This is a genomic window from Streptomyces sp. NPDC021749 (genome assembly GCF_040640655.1).
Lineage (GTDB): Bacteria > Actinomycetota > Actinomycetes > Streptomycetales > Streptomycetaceae > Streptomyces.
In genome coordinates this window covers 1-22,938 of record NZ_JBFACE010000059.1, presented here as the reverse complement: position 1 = coordinate 22,938, position 22,938 = coordinate 1, and the positions used below count along the sequence as shown (strand labels likewise).

The following is a 22,938-nucleotide window of genomic DNA, read 5'->3' as shown; positions in this document are numbered from 1 at the left end:
CAGTGGCGGGATCGCCAGGGTTCAAAAGGATCCCGCCATACGCGGTGTCGGGGACGGGGTTATTCGCCGCGGGTGAAGGTGCGCCGGTACTCGCTCGGTGTGGTGCCCAGGATGCGTTGGAAGTGCAGGCGCAGGTTCGCGCCGGTGCCGAGCCCGACGTCGGCGGCGATCTGTTCGATGCTGCGCTGCGAGCGCTCCAGCAGTTCGCGGGCCAGGTCGATACGGGCGCGCATCACCCACTGCATCGGCGTATAGCCGGTCTCTTCGGCGAAGCGCCGGGAGAACGTGCGCGGCGAGACCTCGGCCTGCCGGGCCAGTGTGTCGAGGGTGAGGGGCTCGCCGAGGCGGTGCAGCGCCCACTCGCGGGTGGCGGCGAACCGCTCGCCCAGTGGTTCGGGGACGCTGCGCGGCACGTACTGGGCCTGGCCGCCGCTGCGGTAGGGGGCGGCGACCAGGCGCCGGGCCGCGTGGTTGGAGGCGGCCACTCCGAGGTCGCCGCGCAGGATGTGCAGGCACAGGTCGATTCCGGAGGCGGCACCGGCTGAGGTGAGCACGCTGCCCTCGTCGACGAACAGCACGTTCTCGTCGATCTGGATGCGCGGGTGCCTGGCCATAAGTGCCTGTGTGTAGTGCCAGTGTGTGGTGGCGCGTCTGCCGTCGAGCAGGCCGGTGGCGGCGAGTGCGAAGGCGCCCGTGGAGATGGCGGCGAGCCGGGCGCCCCGGTTGTGGGCTGCGATCAGTGCGTCGACGACGGCCTGCGGCGGGGCGTCGCGGTCCGGGGCCCGGTAGCCGGGGACGAAAACGATGTCGGCCCAGGCAAGCGCCTCCAGGCCGTGGGCGACGTAGTACGCCAGGCCGTCGCCGCCGGTCACGAGGCCGGGGGCCGCCCCGCACACCCGCACCTCGTACGGCATGCTCGCGCGGGTGGTGAAAACCTGCGCGGGAATGCCGACATCGAGCGGCTTCGCACCTTCGAGCACAAGGACGGCGACGCGATGCAGGTGGGAAGTTGGCACAGGATGAGGTTACTGGGGGGGGACGTCGGTGCGTCTGGCTCGTTCACGAGAACTGGTTCTGGCTCGCTTTCCGTGAAGCGCGGACGCTGAGTGACGGCGGACGCTCCGATCGGGCTCCGGGAAGTTGCCGGAAAATGACCAGGACCGATCTTGATGCGGTCGGCAGTGCGGCGTCGGGGAAGAGATGGCGCCCCGTTTGGAGGGCCTGCTGTTACCGTCCGTCGCGGACGTGTCGGTGCTGTCGCTGGACGTGGGCTACGAGGCGATACGCATCGAAGTCTGCAGTACGGCGGACCGGGCGGCATGCCCGGACTGTGCGAGCGAGTCGGCCCGGGTGCACAGCTCTTACCTGCGGTTTCCAGCGGACGTGCCCAGTGGGGGACGTTTGGTCGTCCTGCAACTGCGAGTCCGGCGGTTCTTCTGTCCGGGGCCTTCGTGTGCTCGGCGGACGTTCGCTGAGCAGATGCCGGGACTGACTGGATCTGCTGCCCGACCGAGAGGCGTCCAGCCTGGCCGCATGGCTGGCGAAGCGACCCGAGGCGAAGGCCGACGATCCGGCGCCGCCCGAGGAGAAGGCGAACTCTCCATGGCTGAGCGAGCGATTCGCCAACCGCGTCCGAGCCCCGCACGCCACGGTCCACGCGCTGCTGGAGGCCGACCCCCAGATGCTCACCGAGCGGCAGGGGGAACGACTCCCGCAGTGGCTCGACGCCGTCCGCCAGGACGACCTTCCCGGTCTCCACACTCTCGCAGCCGGCATCGATCGAGACCGCGACGCCGTCATCGCCGGCTGACCCTGACCTGGAACTCCGGCGTCGTCGAAGGACACGTCAACAGGGTCAAGATGCTCAAGCGCCAGATGTTCGGCCGAGCCGGTTTCAGCCTGCTGCGCAAGCGCGTATTGCCGGCCACCTGACACCGGCTCTCGGTGATAGGACTTCCCTCTACGGAAAGTTGATGGGAAGGCGACAGCGTGGACGCAGTAGTAGCGATCAGCCTGATCCGCATGGCCGCTGCCGACTTGGCCATGGAACCCTGGCAGCGTCCCTCGGACGCTTACCTGGTCCAGTTGGGCCTGGACGCCCTGATGGCCGACATCGAGGCTCCCTCGCTTCCCCTGCTGGCTGGCCTCGCGCGGGGTGAGTATCCCCAGGCCCGCGAGCTGTTCGACCTTGTGCTGGAAGAGTTGGGTCTGCTGCCGCTGACCTCGGAAGATCTTGCCAAGGCGCGATGGACCGCGGCTCGATGGTGGGCCGGCCAGATCGTGGCGTGCCAACTCGACCCGGTGCACGGAGCGAAGCTGATCCATGAAGAAGCTGCAGCCGAACTCGACTACCCCGACGCGCTGCAACCCATCGCTGATCTGGCGAGAGGGCTCGACCTGCCGAACGATCAACCTCCGGACCAGCAGCACATTCACGACCGGGTCACCTCCGCGGCGCGAGACTTTCTCGCCACAGAGCGCACCCAGAACCACTGCCTTTGAGCCACGTCTCATGACTCACCGTGACCGGTTCACGGAAAGCTCGGATGCCACTGGGCGGCAAGGTCTGGCCGGAGCGTTGCGAGCGAGGTTGACTCGGTGGCGTAGCGGCCGGAGCAGAAGCCGCATCCGGTTTGCTTTCCGACGCGTTGGTCGACCTTGGCTCGCCATGCGTGTCCTGCAGCATGCAGCGGGCAGGGGCGGGGCGCCGGCGTTGCTGGTCATGCACCGATGCCGATGGCGGCAGCACAGCACAGATAGACGTCATCGGACGTCCATCACGCCACCGCGCCTGCACCTCGTGCGGCGCGGAAGGCGCGTCAACGCCCGCGTTTTCCAACGCGTCGACCGGCCGCCAAGACTTCGCGGCCGGTCCTCGGTGATCTCCGGGTGTCACTGCCCCTGGTAGGGCGGCTGTTGCGGCGGTGGGGCGCCATACGGTCCGGGATTGTGCGGTGGCTCCCCGGGAGGGGTGACCGGCGGATACGGCTGCGCACCCGGCTGCTGCGCCGGCGGAGACCCCTGGCCCGGCTGCTGCGCCGGCCAGAACCCCTGGCCGGGCTGCTGGGCGGGCGGAAACCCCTGGCCGGGCTGCTGGATGGGTGGATACGGCGCCTGGTTCGTCATGCCCGGGCCCGCACCCGGATGCGGCCCCCATCCCCCGGGAGGGACCTGGGGCTGCGCGCTCCTGCCGCGCTTGCCCACCGCGACGGCGATGACGACCACGAGCGCGACCAGCACACCCAAGCCCACCAGCAGCGCCAACAACGACATGATCATCTGTGCCCCTTTCCTGCTTCAGGGCCCGTGCGGACATGCCACGGCGTTGACCCACCGGGAGCTTACTAGGGCAACGCGACGGCGGCCCTCGTGTTCACCGCTCGCAGTGGTTGGCTGGATTCAAGGCGCGGAAGCTGTATCGGTCCTTGCAGCGCGTCTCGTCATCCGGCAGACCCGCTGGGGTCTGCCGCCGGTTCGTCTGCACGATGCCCTGTGCGGGTGTGGGGCCGGTTCAGGTTCCCGCCCGCGGTCAGCCAGGCAGTGTCGATGGGGCGTATGTGTGGACGGCTTGGTGATGCCGGCGTGAACCACGCGGCTGCCGGAAAGTTCGGGGCAGGCTCCCCGCGCGTGGCCCGGTCAGCGGGTGATCTCGTCCAGCAGTGATGCCAGTTCGATGGGTTGGGAGAACATCGGCCAGTGCCCGGTCGGCAGGTGCGGTAGGTCCGCATCGGCCATCGACTTGAAGACTGGGTTGCCGCTGTCGGCCAGCATGCGCACCTGTTCGGGGGTGAGGGTTGAGGCGATCACCGAGCAGCGCGTGTCCGGCGGCACCGTGGGGCGGTTCAGGGCGCGAGTGGCCGTCGCGAACGGCTGAGGTGTGGCCAACTTGGCCATGCGTGCCAGCTGTTCCGTGGTGAGTCCTGCCAGGTGGTCCGGATCGGCTGCCGGTTCGAACGGCGGTGCCGGCAGCTGCCAGCCGTCCCCCTTCTCCGCGACCTGCTTGCGCCACTCCTGCTGCGTCTGGGCTTGTTGAAGTCGATCACGGCCATGCCGCCAGGCAACGGTCCGGCGTCCACATACACGATCCGTGCTATGCGCTCCGGGATCCGGTCCGCGGCGCCGGTAACCGGCAGGTTCGCTCCACTGTGTCCGACCAGCACCACATCCTGCACCGTTGTCGTCGATGAGACGGACGATGTCGTCTACGTGTGTGTAGATATCCACGTCGGGGGTGGCCTCGGCTGCGCGGTCGGCCAGGCCGGTCAGCGTGAGCGGGTAGACGTCATGTCCCGCCGTCTCAGTGCCGCTGTCACTTCTTCCCATGCCCATGCTCCGAGTCCAGAACCCGGGAACCAGAACGATCGCTGCCACGGCCCCCTTCGTTTCGTGCTTGCTCCGCTGTCTTGGGCGCCAGGTAGGCACGAAGGCGGACACCGGCTGTCCTGAATTCCCGGTGGTCGACGGTGTCTTCCGAGTGATTCACCACGCGGCAGAGGGGACTTCGAAAGTCACGGACGGAGGCAGATCACGCTCGGGGAAGCCCGGTTGTGGGCGCGGGGTGGTCGCGGTGGGCTCGGCGGCTGCGGTGGGCGCGGTGGGTTCCGATCAGCAGCAGGGCGCAGGCGAGCACGAACAGCGGCCAGGGCGTGAAGGGAAGGACCACGGCGTCGACGACGGTCCAACTCGCCAGCGTCCAGCCGACGAAGGCCGGCGGGGTGATGCCGCGGCGGTCCAGCCACAGCACCGTCAGGCCGATCAGGATGAGTGGAATGCCGAAGCTTGCCAGGCTCAGCCAGTACGCGGCGCCGGCCGGGCTCATGTCGGCGAGGTCCTCACTCCACAGTCCGCCGCTGAACCATGTCCCGGCGTGGCGCGCGGCTTTCTGCACCGTTAGGGCGCCGATGGTGTGTCCGGTTCCGCACAACGTGATGATCCAGCCGGCCCACTTGATCATGTGTGTTCTCCATTCTTGTCGTGAAGCCGCGTGGTGCGGCTTCATCGCCGTTGCTCTGCGGCGGAGCGGGGGTCGGTGCACTCGCTGCCCGCAACCACAGGCCCAGTTCCGATACTGTCGTTTCGATACTCTGGTTCCGTATAGTGCAGGCATGATGGCGAAAAGGCAACGGGGTGGACGCCCCCGGGACAGTCGCGTGGACCACCAGATCCTGCAGACCACGCGTGAGCTGATCGACGAAGTCGGCTACCCGGCCCTGACCGTCGACCAGGTCGCCACGCGCGCCGGGGTGGGCAAGGCGGCGATCTACCGCCGCTACGCCTCCAAGGCCGAGATGGCGTTTGTTGCCACCATGCACGACCAGCAACTGCCCGCGCCGGCCGGCACCGGCTCCTTGCACGGCGACCTGTTGGCACTGGTCCGCGCGTTTCACGTCCGCATGGCCGCCCCGGCGGCCCGAGCGCTGGCACCGGCCCTGATCAACGAACTTTCCATCAATCCCGAACTGAAGTCCCGGTTCAAGGACACCTTCCTGGCCGCCGAACAGGCCGCCTTCGCCGAGATCATCGAACAGGCCGTGGCCCGCGGCGAGCTGGCCGGGGCCGTTGACCCCGCGATGGCCCACCTGCTGCTTCTCGGCTGCCTGGCGTCCGCCCTGTACATCCTCAACCTGCCCGTCGACGACGCGATGATCACCGACCTCGCCGCCGCCACCACAGCAGGCATCACCGCCCTGGCCGACCGCCACCACAACAACCCTGACAAAGCCGAGCCGCCGAGCCGCAGCGGCCGCGCCGACAAAACCGCCGAGCCGCACTGACAGCGCCGCGACCCCGGGCTGCATGACCTTGTCTGGGACCCCACGCCCCGGCCACGCGCGGTGCTCACCACCCACCAGATGAGCCGGAGTTCGCAGGCCGCGGGATCGCGCCGCAAGGCTTCCGCGGCCTGCTCGTCAGGGGTGAACTCGAACCCGTCGTGTCCGGTGCCGGAGGTCAGTCGGAACCCTCCGCCCAACACGCCTGGGCCTGCATCGTGTCATGTTCGCCGTCGATGACATCGACGACGCCATCGCCCGCCTGCACGCCCACGGCGCCGAACTCCTCGGCGAGGTAGCACAGTACGAGAACATCTTCCGGCTCTGCTACCTCCGCGGCCCCCCCAGGCATCATCGTCGCCCTAGGAGTTGTCTTCAAATGTCACGCCCACATCAGGAGCGATGCGAGAGCGAGGGCTGCTTGGTAGGACTCGGCGGTCTTGTCGTAGCGGGTGGCGATGCCTCGCCACTGCTTCAAGCGGTTGAAGCAGCGTTCGACCACGTTGCGCCGTTTGTAGAGCTGCCTGTCGAAGGCTGGCGGGCGCCCGCCGCGGCTGCCGCGCCGGAGCCGGTTGCGTGTCTGGTCGGCTCGCTCCGGGATCGTGTGGCCGATGCCCCGACGCCTGAGCCAGGCCCGGATGGCCTTGGAGCTGTAGCCCTTGTCGCCCAGCACGTGGGCGGGCCGCACCCGTGGTCGCCCCGGGCCGATCCGGGGCACCCGTATCGCCTGCATCACGGCGGTGAACTGGGTGCAGTCGTTGGTGTTCCCGCCTGTGACGGTGAAGGCGAGCGGGCGCCCCAAGGCACCGCAGACAAGGTGGATCTTGCTGGTCAGGCCGCCTCGGGAGCGTCCGAGGGCCGAGCTGCGGAGCCCCCTTTTCGGGCCCCGGCGGCGTGCTGGTGGGCGCGGACCACGGTGGAGTCGACCGACACGAGCCAGTCGATGTCGCCGGCCGCGTCTGCCCTTGCCTGGGCGGCCCGGAGCATCCGCTCGAAGGTGCCGTCCAGAGCCCATCGCCGGAAGCGGGTGTGCAGCGTGGCCCACGGGCCGTACCGCTCGGGCACATCCCGCCAGGCCGTGCCGGTGCGGAACTTCCACACGATCCCGTTGAGCACAGTGCGGTCGTCCAACCGCTTCCGGCCCCGCACAGACTGCGGCAGCAGCGGCCGCACGAACTCCCACTCAGCATCCGACAATTCATGGCGACGTATCACCCGACCATGATCCACCACTCAAGATCATTTGAAGACACCGCCTAGCCGAACCGATTGGCTGATGCGGGCCTGCCGCGCGGAGAGGTCGACGGGCAGCACCGCTATGACGCATCCGCGAGAGAGGCGGTGCCGCAGGCTGCTGTACGAGCCGGGGATTCCGCCGGCGGACGGTGTCGGGCGCGAAGAGGACTTCGCGGCCGTACGGCCGCCCAGCCGCTGGTGCGGTGAGGGAAGTCGGCGTTCCGTGGTTCGACGGCGGCGGCCGTGCGAGCTGGACGAGCGGCTCGCACGGCGAGCGACTGCGTTGCACACCGCGTCGCCGGCCGTCGAGGCCTCCTCCCCCCGGCCGGGGGCCCTGTCGGTAGCACATCGTCCTTCCGCCGATCCGGCTCTCCAAAGCGTGGGGCCAGCCCCGGCGTCGACGAGGGCCGCCCGACAACGCAGGCGCACAGCCCGGGCCCAGGACGCCGGCCAGCACCGCAGCCGCGGGGGCCGCTCGTCGTGTCGTACGGGCTCGGGCGACGAGGCGCCGGCTGACAGCCGGCCTTCTCAACCCGAAGGCCCCGCTGGCCGAGGAGGACGTCACAATCCACTCAACCTGCGCGGCCGTATCGCCATGTCACGGCCGACCCCGCGCTACGGCGTACCGAGTGGGTACCGCATCCTCGGCTCCTTCGCCCTGCAACGGGCCCATGTGTGGCAGATCGCCGCCCGAGTCGAGATGACAGAGGTCCATCGCGTCGTCCGCGCAGCATTCCGACGGCCCTGCACAGCGACGCGTGACAGCAACCACTATGGGTGGAAGCTGATCTCCGGGTTCTCGGGGGCCGGTCCGTTGAGGATCGGCTGGTCGATCCCCTTCAGATGCAGGGCGAAGAAGGCCGCCACATACTCCCGGGTGAGCTGCACCCCGCGCTCGGCGCCGATCGTGGTGCCGGGAGGCTCAGGGAGGCCGAGCTTCTCGATGAACAGCGGGAGGTCTGTGAAGGTGGCGTGGTGGGATCCGGCGACGGTCAGCCAGCGCTTCCAGCCGTCGAGGTTGGCCCAGCTCTCCGTCCAGCTGGGGTCCTCCTGGCCGTCGCGCAGCGGGTGGCCGATCATCAAGAACGGCTTGCCTTTGAGCCCGGTGGCGGGCACCGGGACGTCCATGGTGCCGTCCAGGTTCGCTCCGGCCCGGATACGGTCGTCGGTGAGCAGGGCCGGGACGGTCGCGGAGCCGCCGACGGAGTGCCCGGCCATGCCGATCCGGTCGCGATCGATCATGCGTGCGTAGCGCCAGGCCGGGTGCCGGTGGGTGGTCAACTGATCGATGACGAAGGAGACATCCTTCGCCCGGCTCTCGTTCAGGGCCTCCCAAACCTCCGGGGTCTTCGGCCTGTCACACATGACACAGGTGAGCGTCTGTCCGTCAGGGAAGGTTGTCCCGGTGTTCTCGTAGGTGTGGTCGACGAGCGCGACGATGTACCCGCGGCTGGCCAGATCCTCAGCGAGGCTGGTCAGTTCGGTGCGCGGCATGGTGAAGCCGGGAGAGAGCACCACCAGCGGGAACCGGCCGGGCTGCGCGCGTGCGTGGGACTTGGCCCACGTCCGGGTGCCGGTGACCACCTCGGTGGGAACGGTGTTGCCTGGCACCTTCACGTCCAGCATGAGTCTGGCGGCCTCGGGGGTCATGTACGGGGCCGGACCACCCGTCCCCTCCTTGGCGGGGTAGTACATCGACACCATCAACTGGCGCGGGCCCGCCGCCGGAACCCACGGGTCAGGCCGGTCCTGGTCGACGAGGTGCAGGATCTCCCGGCCGGGTGCGTACGGTCCGGTCGGGCGCGGGAGATCGATGTGGACGCCCGCCGACACGGTGGGCCGGGCAGGCGCGGTGGCTGGGGCAGGGACGGCGGGCGCGGCCAGCGCGGGAGCGGCGACCACGACGGGCAGCGGCAGCGCGAACAGGAGCGCCGCCACCGTGGCAGTGCGACGAATACAGGTCATGGCCAGGACTGTAGGCAGCACGTAAGGCAGTTGACGTCCTCTCAGCGATGTAGGGGATTCACCTGAGAAACGGGGGAATTCAGGAAGCGATCCCCTAGAGGTTTTCCCGTAATCCGCGTGGTGGTTGGTGGGTTGGCTGGGCATGGGTGAGGCGATCCCAGCGGTGATCCGAAGTGGGTCGAGCCGTAATCTGGGCTGAGCGAATCGCAGTTCGCCAGGCGGGTGGCGCTGGATGCGGCATGGCGGTGGCCAGCCGTCAGCCCTCAGCCCTCAGCCCTCAAGGTCCGGTCGGCGGGGCCCGTCACGTGTTCTCCTCCTTAACCTGGGCAAGCACGGCCTCGGCACGCTCGACCTCGCGGCGGATGATGGACTTGCGGGCCGTGGGCAGGCGACGGGGCTGAAGCAACTTGAGCTGGGTGCGCCGGTGCGAGTCGTAGATGGGGACGTGCTCAATGCCGATCACGCTGTTGCGGCTGCGGTCGGGACGACACCGCCCCTCCAGCGGACCGGTATGACCCGCGGGAATGACGGCGTTCTCCAGGCAGGCGGCTCCCTTCGGGTTCGCCTCGTCGGACAGGCAGTTGTTGAGCATGCCGAACCGGATGGTGATCCGGGCCTTGCGCAGCATGTCGTCTTCGGCCCTGGCATCACCGCCGTTGGCCTTGGCAGTGGAGATGACCTCGTCGAACACCTCCTTGACTCGGTCGGCGCCGGGTCCGTAGCCGATCGGCTTGTCCTCTTCGTGCTGGCCGTAGAGGCCCTTGAAGCGCCGGAACCAGGTTGCTTCCCAGGCAGTTCCCAGCAGCTCCGCCCACTGGGTGTCGCTGGCTGCGTAGGACAGGGTCGTGTGGTTGGCCAGGGGCCGTGCGGCGACGTGCTTGAGCTGGATCCCCCAGGCGATCTCAGAGCCCGGGAACTGGTCGGTGAGCATGGCCATGGTGCGGTGGAAGCGGCCCGTGCCGATCGCGCCGTGGGGGTCCGGCGGGATGACCTCGTACGGACGGTCCAGGCGGTGGGCCAGCTGCGAGGCCCAGTTGACGAAGTGCTCCCCCTCTCCCGCAGGGTCTCGGCGCGAAGCGCGGCCTTGGTCCGCTGGCCGAAGCCGCCGAACTGGTGGAGCCGGCTGCCGAAGAGGAGTTCCCCGGCGGGGACGACCGGCTCCAGCACGCCTATGGCGAAGACGCCCGGGGCGATGACGACCCAGGGGACGTCCCGCAGTTCACCAGTCGAGAGGTGGTTTCCGTCCTCGTCGACGGCCGTCTTGTAGACGTATCCGTGGATCACGTGCCGCTGGCCAGGCTCGTCCGGGTCGGGGCAGCATCCCGACCGCAGGCCAAGTACTACTGGCGGGAGGGGGTTATTCCGACCGTGCACTTTTCCGGCGTAGGGACACGGAGGGCCCCGCACGAAACCGGGAGGTCGCGGGTTCACGTGCGGGGCCGCTCACGGGGTGTGGGAAGTCAGACTCCGATCAGGGTGTACGTACCCGTACCGTCCTGCCTGCCGCTGGAGTACTGGCGTATGAACTCCCCGTCCGCGTACCGGTCGTGGCCCATCATGGAGCCGGTGTACTTGTTCTGCACACCGATCTTCGAGCTGCCGGGTACGTCGCGGTAGATGTAGAACCGCTGGAGGTCGTCCTCCGTGCAGGGGGCCGTCTGCAGGACCGCCCGTTCGGTGGCCGCGTTCTGCTCGGCGATGGTCGCGCATCCGCCGTTGCCCCAGTTCCACAGGGACGCCTCGATGACCCCGTTGTGCTCCGTCACGTTGCACAGGCGCCAGTTGTCCAGGTGGGCGCTGAAGATCGTCGAGGGCCGCAGACGGACACCGTCGGACGCCAGGAGCGGCGCGCCCCAGGACAGGGGCTGGCCGGGTACAGCGATCTTGTAGGCGCCGGACTCGCAGTTGAGAGCGGCCCGCGCGCTACGCCCGGTGGCCTTGGGCTGTTCGGCAAACGTGCCACTGGCGAGAGCCGGACGCTGCACGAGGCGGTCCCGCATCTGCTTCGTCGTCGGTGCCACCGCACCCGCCGGGTGCTCGGCTTTCGCGGCGGCCGAGCCGCAGTCGAGGAGGCCCTGCGCCTTGGCCATGATGCTGTCTGCGGGCACCTTGTCCTGGCAGCGCACCGCGCCCTCCTCAAGGGTGGTGTAGGTGGTGAAGCTGCCGCTGCCGGGCCCCTCGATCCACTTCAACGTCCAACTGCCGTCGCCCTGTTGGACGCGGTTGCAGTTGAGGCTTCCGTACGTGCCGGTGACCTTCTTGGTGCCCTTGTAGACGCCGTAGTAGCCGGGCTGGTTGAAGTTCCACGTGACCGAATTCGACTCGCTGCTGGTGGAGGAGTACTCGACCTTTACGTTCAGGCCCAGGCTCGCGCCGACCTTGCCGAGGGTCTCGACGGCGAAACTGCCCTCGACATTGCCGTTGAGGCCGACGGAGACCGAGATGGTCGTCTGGGTACTGGTGCTGACGGTCCGGTTGCCGGTTGTGCCCTCGGTGACGTACCAGCCCTTGAAGTGGGTGATCGTCGGGGACACTTCGGTGGTCTTGATGTACGGGTGGCGTGTGCCGAGGTCGGCCGCCGTACAGGTGTCGCCGGGCGCGGGCGTCTGCGCCGTCGTGGTGGTGGGTGCTGCAGCAGCCGGTGAGGCGGCAAGGCCCACGGCGGTGACCGCCCAGGCGGCCGCCGCAGCGGTCACCGCCATGAGTGATCTGCCGACGCGGCTGACGGGTCCTATGGGGCGCATCGTTGCCCTTTCCCCCTGGTTGTGTGTTCGGTCAAGGGGGGAACGTAGCGGCCGCGGGGGTGGTGACGGGAGCCCGGAACTGGCCAAAAATGATCATAGAGGGGCTTATTTCGCCCCTGTCGCGCACGGGCGGCGGACCGGTTCCATCCCTAACGGACCTGTACGCCACCGAGCAGGGGGACCCCCCTTTGAAAAACGCCATAGCGCCTGTTGCGAAAGGGGATCGTCTGTCAGACCTGCCTGGGATGCTCCGAACATCGAGACGACAGTGCAGCTGACGATCGACTGCTCCGATCCGCGGAGAATGGTGATTCTCTGAGCCGAGGCGGCCCTGGGATACGTGCCTGAACCTCCGCCGGGCGGGCACGCCACGTGGCGTGCTTACTGGGCGGCGGTGGGGGTGCCCGAGGCGGAGTTGCCGGCCGGTGCCGGGGATATTCCGGAGTCGATCATCGATCCCGCGGGACGTGGGCCGAGGGTGTGGTTCCAGCAGGTTCCGGAGGCGAAGGCCGCCAAGAACCGGTGGCACTTCGACGCCTTGTAGTCCTCGGCGTCAAATCTGGGCGGCCGGCCGCCGCGAGAACCCAGCTTCTTGCGGTTACGTTCCTGGTCGGCCTTGTCCGGGATGGTGCAACGGATGCCGCGTCGGCGCAGGTAGGCACGGCTTCTGCGGGAGGCGGACGCCTTGTCAGCCCTCACGCGATTCGGCCGGACACGTGGTCGGCCCGACCCGATGCGGGGCACACGGACCTTCTCCAGCACGGGTTCGAACTGCGGCGAGTCCCCGCGCTGTCCAGCGGTGATCACGATGGACATGGGCTTCTGTTCCTGCGACGGCCAGGTGCAGCTTGGTGGTGAACCCGCCGCGCGAACGTCCCAGCCCGTGATCAGAGGGCTCGGTGCATGCGCCGCCGGGTGGTTCTTTCTGCACGTCGCCCCGTTTACGGGCCCCGGCCGCATGCTGATGAGCTCGACACACCGTGGAGTCAACACTCAAATCCCACGTGATCGCACCCTCCGCATCAACCAGGGACTGCAGCCCTGTGAGGGCCCGGTGCCAGGTGCCGTCCCGCTGCCATCGACGGAACAGGTCATAGAGCCGTCCCCACGGCCCGTAGTCAACAGGGACGTCCCTCCAAGGAACACCGGTACGGGCCCGGAACCGTATGCCGTCGATGAGCTGCCGCCGGCACCAGATGGGCGGCCGCCCTGCCTTTCTCCCCTTCGGCAACAACGGCTCCAACGCCACCCACTGTGCATCCGTGAGATCTCCCGGCGAATGCCGGGGCCAGTGCCTTGTGCAGGAAAGTGTTCATGAAGTCGTCGCTGACGTGGGTGTAGAGGGCCAGAGAGCTGTGCAGTCGTGGCCGACCTGCTGCTGGATGAAGCGCCGGTCCACACCGTCCGCCGTCAGATGCGTGACGTACGAATGCCTCAAGGAGTGCGGAACAGCTCTCTCGGCAGCTTGAGGGCATCGCGGTATGCCTCGAACCGGTCTTTGATCGAGCCGGGCCGCAAGCGGCCCCACGTGCGGTGATCCACAAAGCCGGGTGATCAGGGAATGCGAAGCGCGCCCGACGTTCTTGACGTAGTCGGCGACCGCCTCGACGGCCCAGTCCATCACCGACAACACGTTCCGCCGTCGCGGCTGCTGGCCCTTCTTCGCCGTGCCATAGCAGACATTGAGCATGCCATACCTGGCGAAATGACGGGCCTGCGGATTGCGCCCGAAGTCGACCAGATCGAGCTTGGAGGTCTCCGTCCGGCGCAGGCCCCACCCGTAGATGACCTTGAACAACGTGGCGTCGCGGTAGGCCGCGAGGGCGCCCTTGCGTTTGTCTCGCACCGCGCGCGTTCGACCTGCTCATCGGCATAGTCGAGGAACTGCTGCAACTGCTCCCGAGTGAACGGCTTCGCCTCCGGATCGCCCTCGTAGTCGTTGAGGTGGGCGATGGTGTTCCACTCGTGGCAGACCGCCACCGGGAAGGTGCCGGAGGCTTCCTCACAGGCCAGCCCCCAACCGTACCGATTGTCGGTGAGGTACTCGCTGAACAGCCGCACAATGCCCGATAGCCGCGTTTCGTGGAAGGCGCCAGGTGCCTCTCGCCCGTCAACGAGACCGACCACTCGTCCACATGCCCGGTGTCCACTGCCACGGGTAGTCGTTCGCGAACTCCAGGAACTTGCGTATGAGCCGTTCCCGGTCGGCAACCGTCTCGTCCTTCAGCCCCCGCGACTTCTGCTGAGCATGCCAACCCCGCAGCGTCGCTTCGAACATCGCGTACGGCATGGCTGCTCAGGATGCTAGTTCGTAGCACCGTCGGACGGGCGGGACGCGAAAGGGCAAGAATTCGACGCGTACCTCATGGCTATAAAGTGGCCATCACCCGGACGGACCCGAAAGACCCACCCGGCAGGATAGATAATCCTTCAGCGGGCCAAAATTGCACTAGGTACCGCTCAACTCCACTGGGAACATCCACCTGAGCCAAGCGGTACACGGCTTCCCGCCCCGTGCAGTAAGCTCGAAATTTCCATAATCCGGCTTGCTTCAGTTCGATATAGTTTCCGGAATTTCCCATCATTTCACGAACGGCAAGTTCTCCGGTTGGACATTCGATCTCCCCGCCACCTTCGGCTTCCCATTCGCCTTCAACGACCTCTGGGGCCGTAGTCCATACTTCTGCGGTCAGCGTGGCGGTGTGAGTATGCCCACCGCTCTTGATGTCGATCCGTCGTTCATGCAGAGAAATGAAGTCGTCCGATTCTGAATCTTCCGGGAAAGGATTCGGGACGAGGCTGTCGTCCGCCTCCTGAAGGGCGAAAGAATAGAACTCGACTTCAACTTCCAGTTCCTGACGGCTGAGACGCCTGGCCACAATTCCCCCCTCATATCGCTCCTGACGGCGTGAGCATAACCAAAGCCCCGACGGATGGGTGGTGCGGCTCATTGATACAGGAGCGGACCGTACGGCATCGGGCCGCGGCGTTGACTCGGCGTGCGTTCGGTCCTCGGTGAAAAAGGGACCGCCGGTCGTCTGCTGGACCGCCTGGACCCCCAGCCACACTCCTCGCCGAATCCCCTCCCCTGGCCGGCCCCCTCACCATCAACGTCCGGCTCCGTGACCGTGGTCCGGCGAGATACCGCGGTCTCTTCGGCTGTGGCTCTGCGCTGTTAACCTGCGGGGCGACCAGCCCAGGCGCGCTACTGGCCGATGGCCAGGACGCGGCCTACCAATGCGCCGCCGGACACCTCAGTCGCCCCTCCGATCTGACCGCACTGAGGGCACGAACCGCGCTTCTTTCGTGCATCGCCGGCGCGAACACCGATCCGGAGCTGCCTCGGCCCCCTCGCGCGAGTCGCCGCCCTCTACGATGCCCGCTTCAGGGAGCTCGCCGGCCAGTAGGACACCGGCTGGGACGGCAGCGGCAGGGCAGCCGGCTGGGAGGTGCTGGCGAGCCGGCGTGGCTGCAGGTGCAGCGGCATGAGGGGCCGGGCCAGCTGGGCGATGTCGAGCAGCTCGCAGCGGTACCGCGGGAGCGCTGGGCGCAGGATGCAGAGCCCAGAACGCCGCGGCTTCCTTTGGTGTGTAGGACCGGCGCCGCTCGGCCACAAAGCTCTGCCGCGGCCGGGCGTTCCCACCGGCCGCCCGGAGTCCGCTCGTAGTCGGCGCGGATACGGGCACCGGCCGTACGCGGCGACTCCTGCACCAGGCGCACATAGTTGGTCCCGCAGCGGCCCGGGGAACGCGAACTCCACCGTGGGAAGCTCGTCGAGGTTCATGCAACGCAGGTTCCCGAGCGTGTGACCTGAAGGCTCACGCCTTTCACCATGCCGGAGAACGGATGAGGGCAGAGCCATCAGCCGGCCAGGAAAGGTTCCGGACACCTCCCTGGCCGACGGGGCGTCAGAAGTCGTACGGCTTCTTGGTGTTCCAGTTCAGCACGTCGGCATCGTTCCAGCTGAACTGCCGCTTCTCGCCCTTGATGCCGACGGAGTAGAAGGGGCCGACGTGGCCGTCCGCGCCGCGCAGCGCGAGGGCGAAGGACTGTGCCGTGTGATGCTTCGAGCCGTAGTCGAAGAGGTTCACCGCGCTGTATGCCGTGCCTCCGGGCTGGAGCGTGAGGTGCTTGGTGCCGCCGGGGTTGTCCTTCTTCGAGTGCGGCAGCACGGCGCCGTCGACGTCGTCGCCGAGCTTCACGGCCGGGTACGAGGTGACCCAGCACGGCTTGGTGCCCTTGTTCGACGCCGTGACCAGCAGGTGGTCGCCCTGCTGCCCGGCGAACCGGTGCACCGCGGTGAGCAGCATCTCGTCGCCGCGGCACTGCTGTGCGCCGGCCGTTGTGCCCTTACCCGCGCCCTTGTCCGTCCCGCCCGGGGCGGTCGTCGAGCGCGCGGCCTTGGTGGTGTCACCGCCGCTGGAGGCCTGCTCCGCGCCGGTCTTGCCGTCCTCGTTGGGCGCGGACTTGCTCTGCGCGGTACCGGCGGCGTTGGCGCCGCCCGATGCCTTGGAGTCGGCGTCGGCGCCGCCGCAAGCGGTCAGGCCCAGCGCCAGCGCGGCGGTGACGGCGGCCAGGGCGGCGGTACGGATCCGGGAAGTACGCATGATCAGGTTCCCCCTGTTGCGTGCGGGAGTCTGCTTTGGTCGCCCCCGCGGTGCGACCACCACTTTCCCCGGTGCCACTGACGTTCCGGTAACGTCTCACTCACGTCCCGCCATCACACCGCACCAACGAATGGCACCCCGCCGCGAGCGGCCTGGAGATGCTCGCCCTGGATCCGGCGCCCGCCACCGCCCCGAAACAGTCGGAACCGCCCCATGGCCACCACCGACCGGCAGCACCGAGCGCACTCACGTGGCCGCGTACACAAGGTTCGCGTCGACGCCCACCCCGCAGAGCCGGACGGGGCCGAGGGCGCCGTTGTCCATGCACAGGTTCTGCCGGGCCTGCGCGTAGTTCTTGTGCCGCAGGACCCGCTCCAGGTCGGCTGTGCCGTAGAAGAACCCTGACCCACCGACGGCTCCACGTTGATCTGCACGACCCGTTCAAAACCAGGCGGAGCCTGCTCGGGGTCCCGCTTGCCTGCTGCGCCTTTCCCTTCGTGTTCTCGCCGTTGAGCTGCCTGGTGGCTTCGGCGATCCGCAGCCACAGCTTCTTCCACGCCTCGATGGTCTTGACCTGGACGGCCCTGCGGACCTCCCGCCCGTCGCGGCTGCTGGTGAAGAGGTAGTCGGTCCTGTACGCCTGCCCATCGCCGGCCTTGCATCCGCCGTCGACCACACGCGCGCTTCCGGGTCGGTCTTCACAACTCGTACGCGTCATCGCTCGCGCAGTCGGTCGCGTCCACGGGGTGCCCACTGAGAAGCGCTGTCCGCGGGGTCCAGAACAGGGGCCAGGTCAGGAAGGTGGGCAGCCACAGCGCCCACCAGGCGTTCAGCACGCGGGCCGGGGCGGGGCTGTGGCCGGGGCTGAAGGGTGCCAGACGTCGTTGGCGATCTGCTTGGGCGGGAAGAGGTTCGCGGTGGCCGGGCCGCTTCACGACCTGCAGGCAACCCGCTGGGGTCGCCTCGTTCCGCCCTTGTAGGATCCCCGCATGCCACAGTCCGGAGAACCGCGCAGGCGGGTGAGCGGGAAACACGTGCGGCAGGCTGTCGCCCACTGCATCGCAGTCCTCGAAAGCGTCCCGGCTGCCCAATGGCACGAGCTTGCAAGCGACTTGAAGTGGACGCGGTGGGAAACCCTTGAGCACCTCGCGGACGACCTGCTCACGTACGCACTGCGGTTCGGACTGGCGCAGCCCATCGCCGTACCTCGGGTCCCGCTGCGCATGTCCAGAGACCGCCCGAGTGGTCCGGCCAATGTCATCTTCGGAGATCCTGAGGCAGGGCCCAGGGGACTCCTGACCGTCCTGGAGGCCTGCGGCGGGCTCCTTGCGACCGTCCTCGGCGCCACCGACGCGACCACCTTGGCCCCGCACGTTTTCGGCGCCTCCGACCCGGAAGGTTTCGCAGCGATGAGCGTCGTCGAGACCCTGGTCCACACCCACGACATCGTCCAGGGTCTGAACCACGGCTGGGAGCCCCCGCAGGACCTGAGTGAACGAGCCCTCGCGCGGCTGTTCCCTGACGTCCCTGTCATCGACACCCCATGGTCGACCCTTCTGTGGGCCACCGGACGGATCGAGACTCCTGATCGCCCCCGCCGCACTAACTGGCGCTGGCACGGCGCGCCGCTCAGCCGCAGCTGACTGATAGCGAAGTGCTCTGCCTCGTGGGAGGGGAGATCGGGGCCACCGAAGTCCACGGTCGACGGACCGGCAAGCTAGCGACGGTGAACGGTTCGTCAATCTCCGTGGGCGCGGACCCGCCCATCGGCCGCATCGGTTCGCTCTCCAGAGCCGCGTCGCCCACCGCGAACTGCCCGCGGCTGATCTGGGCCCTCTTCTCGCGGGACTCGGCGAGGATCTGTTCTCCGCGTGAACCGTGCACACCGCCACGGACTTGGCGGCGCTGCACGACAGGTAGGGCCGTGTTCCTTGGTTGCCCCTTAAGATTTGCGGGCCAGTGCGCACGAAATCAGCTGTTCCCACACCGTCAGATCGCGTGGGTCCCCGCCCGTATCGACGATCTCGTTGCCCGACGCGGGTTCCGGCCGCCACAGCGAGCAGCTGACCATCCCCGGTTCGAGCAGTTCGAGGTCACCGAACAGGGCGACGATCTCCTCGTCGGTGCGCCAGCAGCCACGGCCGAAACTCCCCTGCAGCTTTTGTTCCGCGACCCGGGTTTCCTCGTTCTCGCCGGAGCAGAAGTGAGAGATGTAGACCTGGCTGTCCGACGGGATCCGGTCCGCCCACCAACGCACGAGGTCGGCGGGCCGCTCGCCATCGTTGAGGTGGTGCAGGATCGCGCTGAAGATGACACCCACCGGCTCGTCAAAGTTGATCACGTTCTGCAGGTCCGGGTGGTCGTAGATCTCTTCCGGCTCGCGCAGGTCCGCTTGGATCACTGTCGTGCGGTCGTCGGTGGCCAGCAGGGCACGGCCGTGGGCGAGCACGATCGGATCATTGTCGACGTACACGACGCGCGCATCGGCATGGCGTCGCTGGGCGACCTGATGCACGTTGTCGGCGGTGGGCAGGCCACTGCCCATGTCGACGAACTGGCGGATGCCGTCGCGTGCCATGGCGTCCACGGCGCGGATCAGGGCCTGGCGATTGGCGAACGCGATCGCCACCGAACCGGGCAGATCCTTGATGAAGAAGTCGCCGATCTCGCGGTCGACGGCGTAGTTGTCCTTGCCGCCGAGCAGATAGTCGTAGACACGGGCAATGCTCGGCTTTGACTGATCCACCCTTGTGGTGCTGTCGTCCGCCATGAGAACCCACCCCTGTCCCTCGACCCCGCTGTCGCCTCAATCGTAGGAGAACCGCCCGGCGTTGGTGTCCGCTCACGGGTGATGCCGGCGCTGCGGCGGCCATCCCCAAATCCGTTGTGCAAAGCGGGTATAGCCGTCGCGGCGCAGCTTCCCCCGGCCGGTGGAGGAGGCAGGGGAGGAACCCATGCGGGGCGGCGGAGGCTACGGGATGACGGGGCGCTACGGGAGACGGGGTGCGCCACAGGGCCTCCGGGCGGGTGGGCAACGCGCTGCCAGCCAGTCGGAGCGCCTACGCGGGCTGGTCCATGCCGGGCACGGGCCGAGGTAGGTGTGGCCGGTCATGTGGCACCGGGGGCAGGTCGAGCGGGGCGACCGGGCCGGTGGCGATGACGTGCACGACCGATGCCCGGTGCTGCGCCGTCAATCACGACCTCGTGGACGACGGCCGGTCCCAGGTCGGCCCCTCCGGCCTCGCGGTTGCCGGCGTCGTCAGGCCGGACGAACCGTTCGAAGGTCCGCTCCCGGTCCGTCTGCGGCACGCCCGGCCCGTCTGCGGCACGCCCGGCCCGTCGTCGGAGACGTCCCATGTCACGGTGTCGCCCGGGCCGCTTCGGCAGGCGATCCGCACCGTGGTGATGGCGTGACAATGCGCGTTGCTCACCAGGTTCCCCAGGTTCCCGAGGACGCGGGAGAGCGGGTGCGGCCACCAGTCACCGCCTTCGTCATCGACGGGGGCCCGGCCTCGCACTGATGCTGGTCATGCAGCGCCGCAGCCCGCTGCGGCGCTGCGGCGAGGTGCTGCACGCGTCGATACGCCGGCTCTGGTGCGTGAGGACCCGACCGCTCCCTCCGGCTCCCGGCGCGGGTGCCGGACGCCGCCCACGGAGGCATCATGGGAATGTGACGGAGCTGTTCCCACCGATGCCGCTGACGGAGTGGCGTGACACCAAGGAGACGCTGCACCGCTTCGCGCAGATCATCGGCAAGATCCGCCTGGCGGCGAGCGCCCGGCGCAACCACTGGTGGAATGTCCCGTTCCATGTCACGGGACGCGGCATCACCACACGTCCGATGGGTCAGGTCGACGGGAATCCGATCTTCACGATCGACTTCGACTTCGTCGACCACCGGCTCATCGTCACGACGTTGGACGGCGGAGAGCGGTCCTTCCCGCTTCCGGGCCAGTCCGTCGCGTCCTTCCACGACGCAACGCTGGCCGCTCTGACCGCGCTGGGCGTCCGCGTGGACATCGCCATTCCCAGGCCCTTCGACCTACCCGACGCCGGCCGGCCGTTCGCCCAGGACACCGAGCACGCGACCTACGATCCCGTGGCCGCCAACCGCTACTGGCGGGTCCTGAGCCAGGTGGCGTCCGTGCTGGAGGAGTTCGCGGCGGGTTACTCGGGAAAAAGCAGCCCGGTGCACCACTTCTGGCACACCTTCGACATCGCCCACAGCCGGTTCTCCGGGCGACGGATCGACCAGCCACGGCAGGCCGACCCCGTTACCCGCGAGGCGTACTCCCAGGAAGTGATCAGCTTCGGCTTCTGGTTCGGCGACGACGCCTTCACCGAGCCCGCCTTCTACTCCTACACCGCCCCCGAGCCCGCCGGACTGGCCGGGGAGCCGCTCACCCCCGCGCCCGCGCGATGGGTCCCGCGCGGCAGCAGCCACTTGGGCGTGCTGCCCTACGACGCGGCCCGCGTCGAGACCGATCCCCGTGCCACCGTCCTGACCTTCTACGAAAGCGCCTACCGGGCCGGGGCCGGACGCGCCGGATGGGACATCGCGGCGCTCGCGTGCCCCGGAGGCATCACGGACCCGGTCCGGTTCCGGCAGACCTGACCCCGGGAAGGACCGGAAAGTCCCACGATCGAACGGTTAACGGTTATCGAGTAACGGTTATCGAGCGGTTATCGAGCGGTTAAAGTCCAACGATCGAGCGGTCAGTGGAGCTGCCGCTCCCAGTCCTCCGGAACCTTGTCCCGGGGACCCGGAGTGGGCTGTGAGGCCGGGTGCGCGAGGGGCGGGGCCAACTCCGGCCCCTCGTAGTACTGGTCGGTCTCGACATTCCAGAACCAGCTCTCTCCCGGTTCGAAGCTGGTCAGGAAGGGGTGCCCCGCCTCGCGCGCGTGCTTCGTTCCGTGCTGCGAGGGTGAGGAATCACAGCAGCCGATATGCCCGCACGCCGCGCAGCGCCGCAAGTGGAACCACCACCCCGGTCCGTCGCCCGCCATGCACTCCACGCAGCCTTCTCCGCTGGGAGCGGCGGTCGGATCGATGCCTGGGATCTGTTCGTGTGGCATGAGGGATGCCTCCCTGATGAGGCGCCGCCGTCAGGTCTCGGTACCGGTGCGCGCCAGGATGCCTTTGAGCAGCCCCGTGGCCTGGCCCACCTCGATGAGGTAGCCGTCCGGATCGCGCATATAGCAGCGCAGCTCGGCGCGGCGGTCGATGGGCGGGGTGAGGAACTCTGCCCCTTTGGCGCTCGCCGTGGCGTAGAAGTCGCGGATGTCCGCCACCCGCACGTTCAGGAAGCTGGAGACGGTGTTGGGGTCCTGCGGTGTGCGCAGGACGACATCGGGTTTGTCATCGGTGGGACCGCCGCCTGGGTTCATGATGATCCAGCTGTTGGCGACCTTGACGATGCAGGGGTTCTCATCCAGCACGACCCTTCCACCCAGTACGTCGGCGTAGAACGCCCGCGAGCGAGGGACATCGCTGACCGTGAGGAAGTGCGTGAGTACCAGGCCCTCGGCCGGTGCAGGAAGGTCGTCGGCTGTGGCGCCGGCGGAGGTGACGTCGGACATATGTCGAGCGTATGGCGCGCACGGCCGTGCGGCATTCTGAGGTGAGGTGAGAGGAGAGGTCCTCAGTCGACCCGGCAGCCTTCGCACTCACCCACCGGCGCCTCGATGGCGGATCGCCTTACTCGTCGCATGCCGAGGAGCATGCCGAAGAACCAAGCCACCGACAACACCTTGCCGGCGGGCGGAACGCGTGGCGTGGGCGGTCGCCCGTATGCGGTGTCCCCCGACTTGCCCGAGCGAGGTCGACCGCGGCGGAGACGGCGGCCAGGGCGCCAGACCTGAGCTTCTGGCCCATGCGGATCTGTCCACTGTGACGGTGCTGGGACATACCGCTCGTCTCGCCCCACGCTGGCAGGCCCCGAGCTGCCAGTAGCAACGCAGCACCGTCGAGCGGCGCATCAACCACCTCAAGGCCATGGCGCGGCATCGCCAACCGCTACGAGAAGACCACCACCATCTGGCTGGCCGGACTTCACATCGCAGGCATCTCCCTTTGGTCCGCCCGCTGATCCAAACGGAAGCCCCTCGTGTTGGTCCGTCACGCCGAAGCACTCTCGCGTTGTCTGAATCTGGCACAGCTGGTCACGGGCCTGTGTTTCCTTCGAAGTCGCCGAGGTTGATCAGGCTCACCCGGTTGTCCCAGGCGTCCCACCTCACATGCTTCTGCGCGCCCCAGTAGTAGTTGTCATAGCCCATGAGGTCGCCGTATGCCTCGTGTTCATGCGCCTGGTCGGGTTTTCCGAACGCCGCCAGGAGTTCCTCGTACGAGGTCAGGTGGGCGAAGTGGGACAGATGCCGGCCGTAGATCGCGAAGCCGACGACCGTCCCGGCGCGAACCTTCTACGACGGCTACCTGCGCGCACGCCAGACCCAGGCCCCCTGTCCCTGGGCATCTCCGGCGCCAACATGCACGACAGCCTCGGACTGGAACCACTCGTGGGCGGGATCCCGCCCATCCGCTCCCGCCGCGGACCGCGCCGCCGGCGTCCAGCCAAGCTCCATGCCGACAAGGGCTACGACTACGACCACCTGCGC

Annotated in this window: 18 protein-coding genes and 8 pseudogenes; 10 read left to right on the top strand and 16 right to left on the bottom strand. The window is 68.1% G+C overall.

Annotated features, from left to right (window positions below; translation table 11 throughout):
• Positions 1 to 59: 59 nt before the first annotated feature.
• On the bottom strand, positions 60 to 1,016 hold the full coding sequence (locus tag AB0G35_RS34500) for a helix-turn-helix domain-containing protein (protein ID WP_360957882.1): 957 nt from the start codon (positions 1,014 to 1,016) through the stop codon (positions 60 to 62).
• 184 nt (positions 1,017 to 1,200) lie between these two features.
• Between AB0G35_RS34500 and AB0G35_RS34495 the strand changes: the two are divergent.
• From AB0G35_RS34495 to AB0G35_RS34485, 3 genes and pseudogenes are all read left to right on the top strand, one after another.
• Positions 1,201 to 1,431, top strand: a pseudogene (locus tag AB0G35_RS34495) (transposase family protein); the annotation flags it as partial.
• A 334-nt stretch (positions 1,432 to 1,765) separates the two neighbouring features.
• Positions 1,766 to 1,932: pseudogene (locus AB0G35_RS34490) on the top strand (ISL3 family transposase); the annotation flags it as partial.
• Positions 1,933 to 1,989: 57 nt separating this feature from the next.
• Positions 1,990 to 2,502 carry a hypothetical protein gene (locus AB0G35_RS34485; protein WP_360957879.1) on the top strand — a complete coding sequence of 171 codons (513 nt, stop codon included), beginning with the start codon at positions 1,990 to 1,992 and terminating at the stop codon, positions 2,500 to 2,502.
• Positions 2,503 to 2,892: 390 nt separating this feature from the next.
• Here the strand turns inward: AB0G35_RS34485 and AB0G35_RS34480 are convergent, their stop codons facing one another.
• The 3 genes from AB0G35_RS34480 to AB0G35_RS34470 form a co-directional block, all read right to left on the bottom strand.
• Positions 2,893 to 3,279 (bottom strand): hypothetical protein, encoded by a 387-nt coding sequence (locus tag AB0G35_RS34480; protein WP_360957876.1) that lies wholly within the window; start codon positions 3,277 to 3,279, stop codon positions 2,893 to 2,895.
• Between the two features lie 357 nt (positions 3,280 to 3,636).
• Complete coding sequence (locus tag AB0G35_RS34475) at positions 3,637 to 4,371, bottom strand: alpha/beta hydrolase (protein ID WP_360957873.1); 735 nt, start codon at positions 4,369 to 4,371, stop codon at positions 3,637 to 3,639.
• Between the two features lie 154 nt (positions 4,372 to 4,525).
• The gene (locus AB0G35_RS34470; protein ID WP_360957871.1) at positions 4,526 to 4,954 is read right to left on the bottom strand and encodes a DUF6463 family protein; all 429 of its coding nucleotides are present in this window, start codon (positions 4,952 to 4,954) and stop codon (positions 4,526 to 4,528) included.
• A 196-nt stretch (positions 4,955 to 5,150) separates the two neighbouring features.
• On the opposite strand from AB0G35_RS34470, the gene AB0G35_RS34465 reads away from it, so the two are divergent.
• Both AB0G35_RS34465 and AB0G35_RS34460 read left to right on the top strand, forming a co-directional pair.
• Positions 5,151 to 5,774, top strand: coding sequence for a TetR/AcrR family transcriptional regulator (locus AB0G35_RS34465; protein WP_360957868.1), 624 nt, complete (start codon positions 5,151 to 5,153; stop codon positions 5,772 to 5,774).
• A 202-nt stretch (positions 5,775 to 5,976) separates the two neighbouring features.
• Positions 5,977 to 6,199: pseudogene (locus AB0G35_RS34460) on the top strand (hypothetical protein); the annotation flags it as partial.
• On the opposite strand, the pseudogene AB0G35_RS34455 reads toward AB0G35_RS34460, so the two are convergent.
• The 4 genes and pseudogenes from AB0G35_RS34455 to AB0G35_RS34440 form a co-directional block, all read right to left on the bottom strand.
• Positions 6,154 to 6,983, bottom strand: a pseudogene (locus AB0G35_RS34455) (IS5 family transposase). The pseudogenes AB0G35_RS34460 and AB0G35_RS34455 overlap by 46 nt on opposite strands.
• A 795-nt stretch (positions 6,984 to 7,778) precedes the next feature.
• Positions 7,779 to 8,972 carry an alpha/beta hydrolase gene (locus tag AB0G35_RS34450; RefSeq protein WP_360957865.1) on the bottom strand — a complete coding sequence of 398 codons (1,194 nt, stop codon included), beginning with the start codon at positions 8,970 to 8,972 and terminating at the stop codon, positions 7,779 to 7,781.
• A 301-nt stretch (positions 8,973 to 9,273) separates the two neighbouring features.
• On the bottom strand, positions 9,274 to 9,909 hold the full coding sequence (locus tag AB0G35_RS34445; protein WP_360957862.1) for a hypothetical protein: 636 nt from the start codon (positions 9,907 to 9,909) through the stop codon (positions 9,274 to 9,276).
• A 523-nt stretch (positions 9,910 to 10,432) separates the two neighbouring features.
• Complete coding sequence (locus AB0G35_RS34440) at positions 10,433 to 11,674, bottom strand: hypothetical protein (RefSeq protein WP_360957859.1); 1,242 nt, start codon at positions 11,672 to 11,674, stop codon at positions 10,433 to 10,435.
• Between the two features lie 298 nt (positions 11,675 to 11,972).
• Between AB0G35_RS34440 and AB0G35_RS34435 the strand changes: the two are divergent.
• A pseudogene (locus AB0G35_RS34435) lies at positions 11,973 to 12,251 on the top strand (VOC family protein); the annotation flags it as partial.
• 2 nt (positions 12,252 to 12,253) lie between these two features.
• Here AB0G35_RS34435 and AB0G35_RS34430 read toward each other — a convergent pair.
• The 5 genes and pseudogenes from AB0G35_RS34430 to AB0G35_RS34410 form a co-directional block, all read right to left on the bottom strand.
• Positions 12,254 to 12,965, bottom strand: a pseudogene (locus AB0G35_RS34430) (IS5 family transposase); the annotation flags it as partial.
• A 63-nt stretch (positions 12,966 to 13,028) separates the two neighbouring features.
• Positions 13,029 to 13,562 carry a site-specific integrase gene (locus AB0G35_RS34425; RefSeq protein ID WP_360957857.1) on the bottom strand — a complete coding sequence of 178 codons (534 nt, stop codon included), beginning with the start codon at positions 13,560 to 13,562 and terminating at the stop codon, positions 13,029 to 13,031.
• Between the two features lie 264 nt (positions 13,563 to 13,826).
• On the bottom strand, positions 13,827 to 14,006 hold the full coding sequence (locus AB0G35_RS34420; RefSeq protein ID WP_360957854.1) for a hypothetical protein: 180 nt from the start codon (positions 14,004 to 14,006) through the stop codon (positions 13,827 to 13,829).
• A 79-nt stretch (positions 14,007 to 14,085) separates the two neighbouring features.
• Entirely contained in the window at positions 14,086 to 14,667 is a 582-nt protein-coding gene (locus AB0G35_RS34415; protein ID WP_360957851.1) for a hypothetical protein, read from the bottom strand.
• Positions 14,668 to 15,624: 957 nt separating this feature from the next.
• A complete protein-coding gene (locus tag AB0G35_RS34410) occupies positions 15,625 to 16,323 on the bottom strand; it encodes a DUF4232 domain-containing protein (protein ID WP_360957849.1) in 699 nt (232 codons plus the stop codon).
• Between the two features lie 989 nt (positions 16,324 to 17,312).
• Here AB0G35_RS34410 and AB0G35_RS34405 point away from each other — a divergent pair.
• Positions 17,313 to 17,966 (top strand): maleylpyruvate isomerase N-terminal domain-containing protein, encoded by a 654-nt coding sequence (locus tag AB0G35_RS34405; protein ID WP_360957846.1) that lies wholly within the window; start codon positions 17,313 to 17,315, stop codon positions 17,964 to 17,966.
• Between the two features lie 299 nt (positions 17,967 to 18,265).
• Here the strand turns inward: AB0G35_RS34405 and AB0G35_RS34400 are convergent, their stop codons facing one another.
• On the bottom strand, positions 18,266 to 19,093 hold the full coding sequence (locus AB0G35_RS34400) for an SAM-dependent methyltransferase (protein WP_360957845.1): 828 nt from the start codon (positions 19,091 to 19,093) through the stop codon (positions 18,266 to 18,268).
• 921 nt (positions 19,094 to 20,014) lie between these two features.
• On the opposite strand from AB0G35_RS34400, the gene AB0G35_RS34395 reads away from it, so the two are divergent.
• Positions 20,015 to 20,938 carry a DUF5996 family protein gene (locus AB0G35_RS34395; RefSeq protein ID WP_360957901.1) on the top strand — a complete coding sequence of 308 codons (924 nt, stop codon included), beginning with the start codon at positions 20,015 to 20,017 and terminating at the stop codon, positions 20,936 to 20,938.
• A gap of 101 nt (positions 20,939 to 21,039) precedes the next feature.
• On the opposite strand, the gene AB0G35_RS34390 is transcribed toward AB0G35_RS34395, so the two are convergent.
• Together AB0G35_RS34390 and AB0G35_RS34385 are read right to left on the bottom strand one after the other, a co-directional pair.
• The gene (locus AB0G35_RS34390) at positions 21,040 to 21,399 is read right to left on the bottom strand and encodes a UBP-type zinc finger domain-containing protein (RefSeq protein WP_360957842.1); all 360 of its coding nucleotides are present in this window, start codon (positions 21,397 to 21,399) and stop codon (positions 21,040 to 21,042) included.
• Positions 21,400 to 21,429: 30 nt separating this feature from the next.
• A complete protein-coding gene (locus tag AB0G35_RS34385) occupies positions 21,430 to 21,903 on the bottom strand; it encodes a VOC family protein (protein WP_360957840.1) in 474 nt (157 codons plus the stop codon).
• 373 nt (positions 21,904 to 22,276) lie between these two features.
• On the opposite strand from AB0G35_RS34385, the pseudogene AB0G35_RS34380 reads away from it, so the two are divergent.
• A pseudogene (locus AB0G35_RS34380) lies at positions 22,277 to 22,412 on the top strand (IS5/IS1182 family transposase); the annotation flags it as partial.
• Between the two features lie 367 nt (positions 22,413 to 22,779).
• A pseudogene (locus AB0G35_RS34375) lies at positions 22,780 to 22,938 on the top strand (IS5/IS1182 family transposase); the annotation flags it as partial.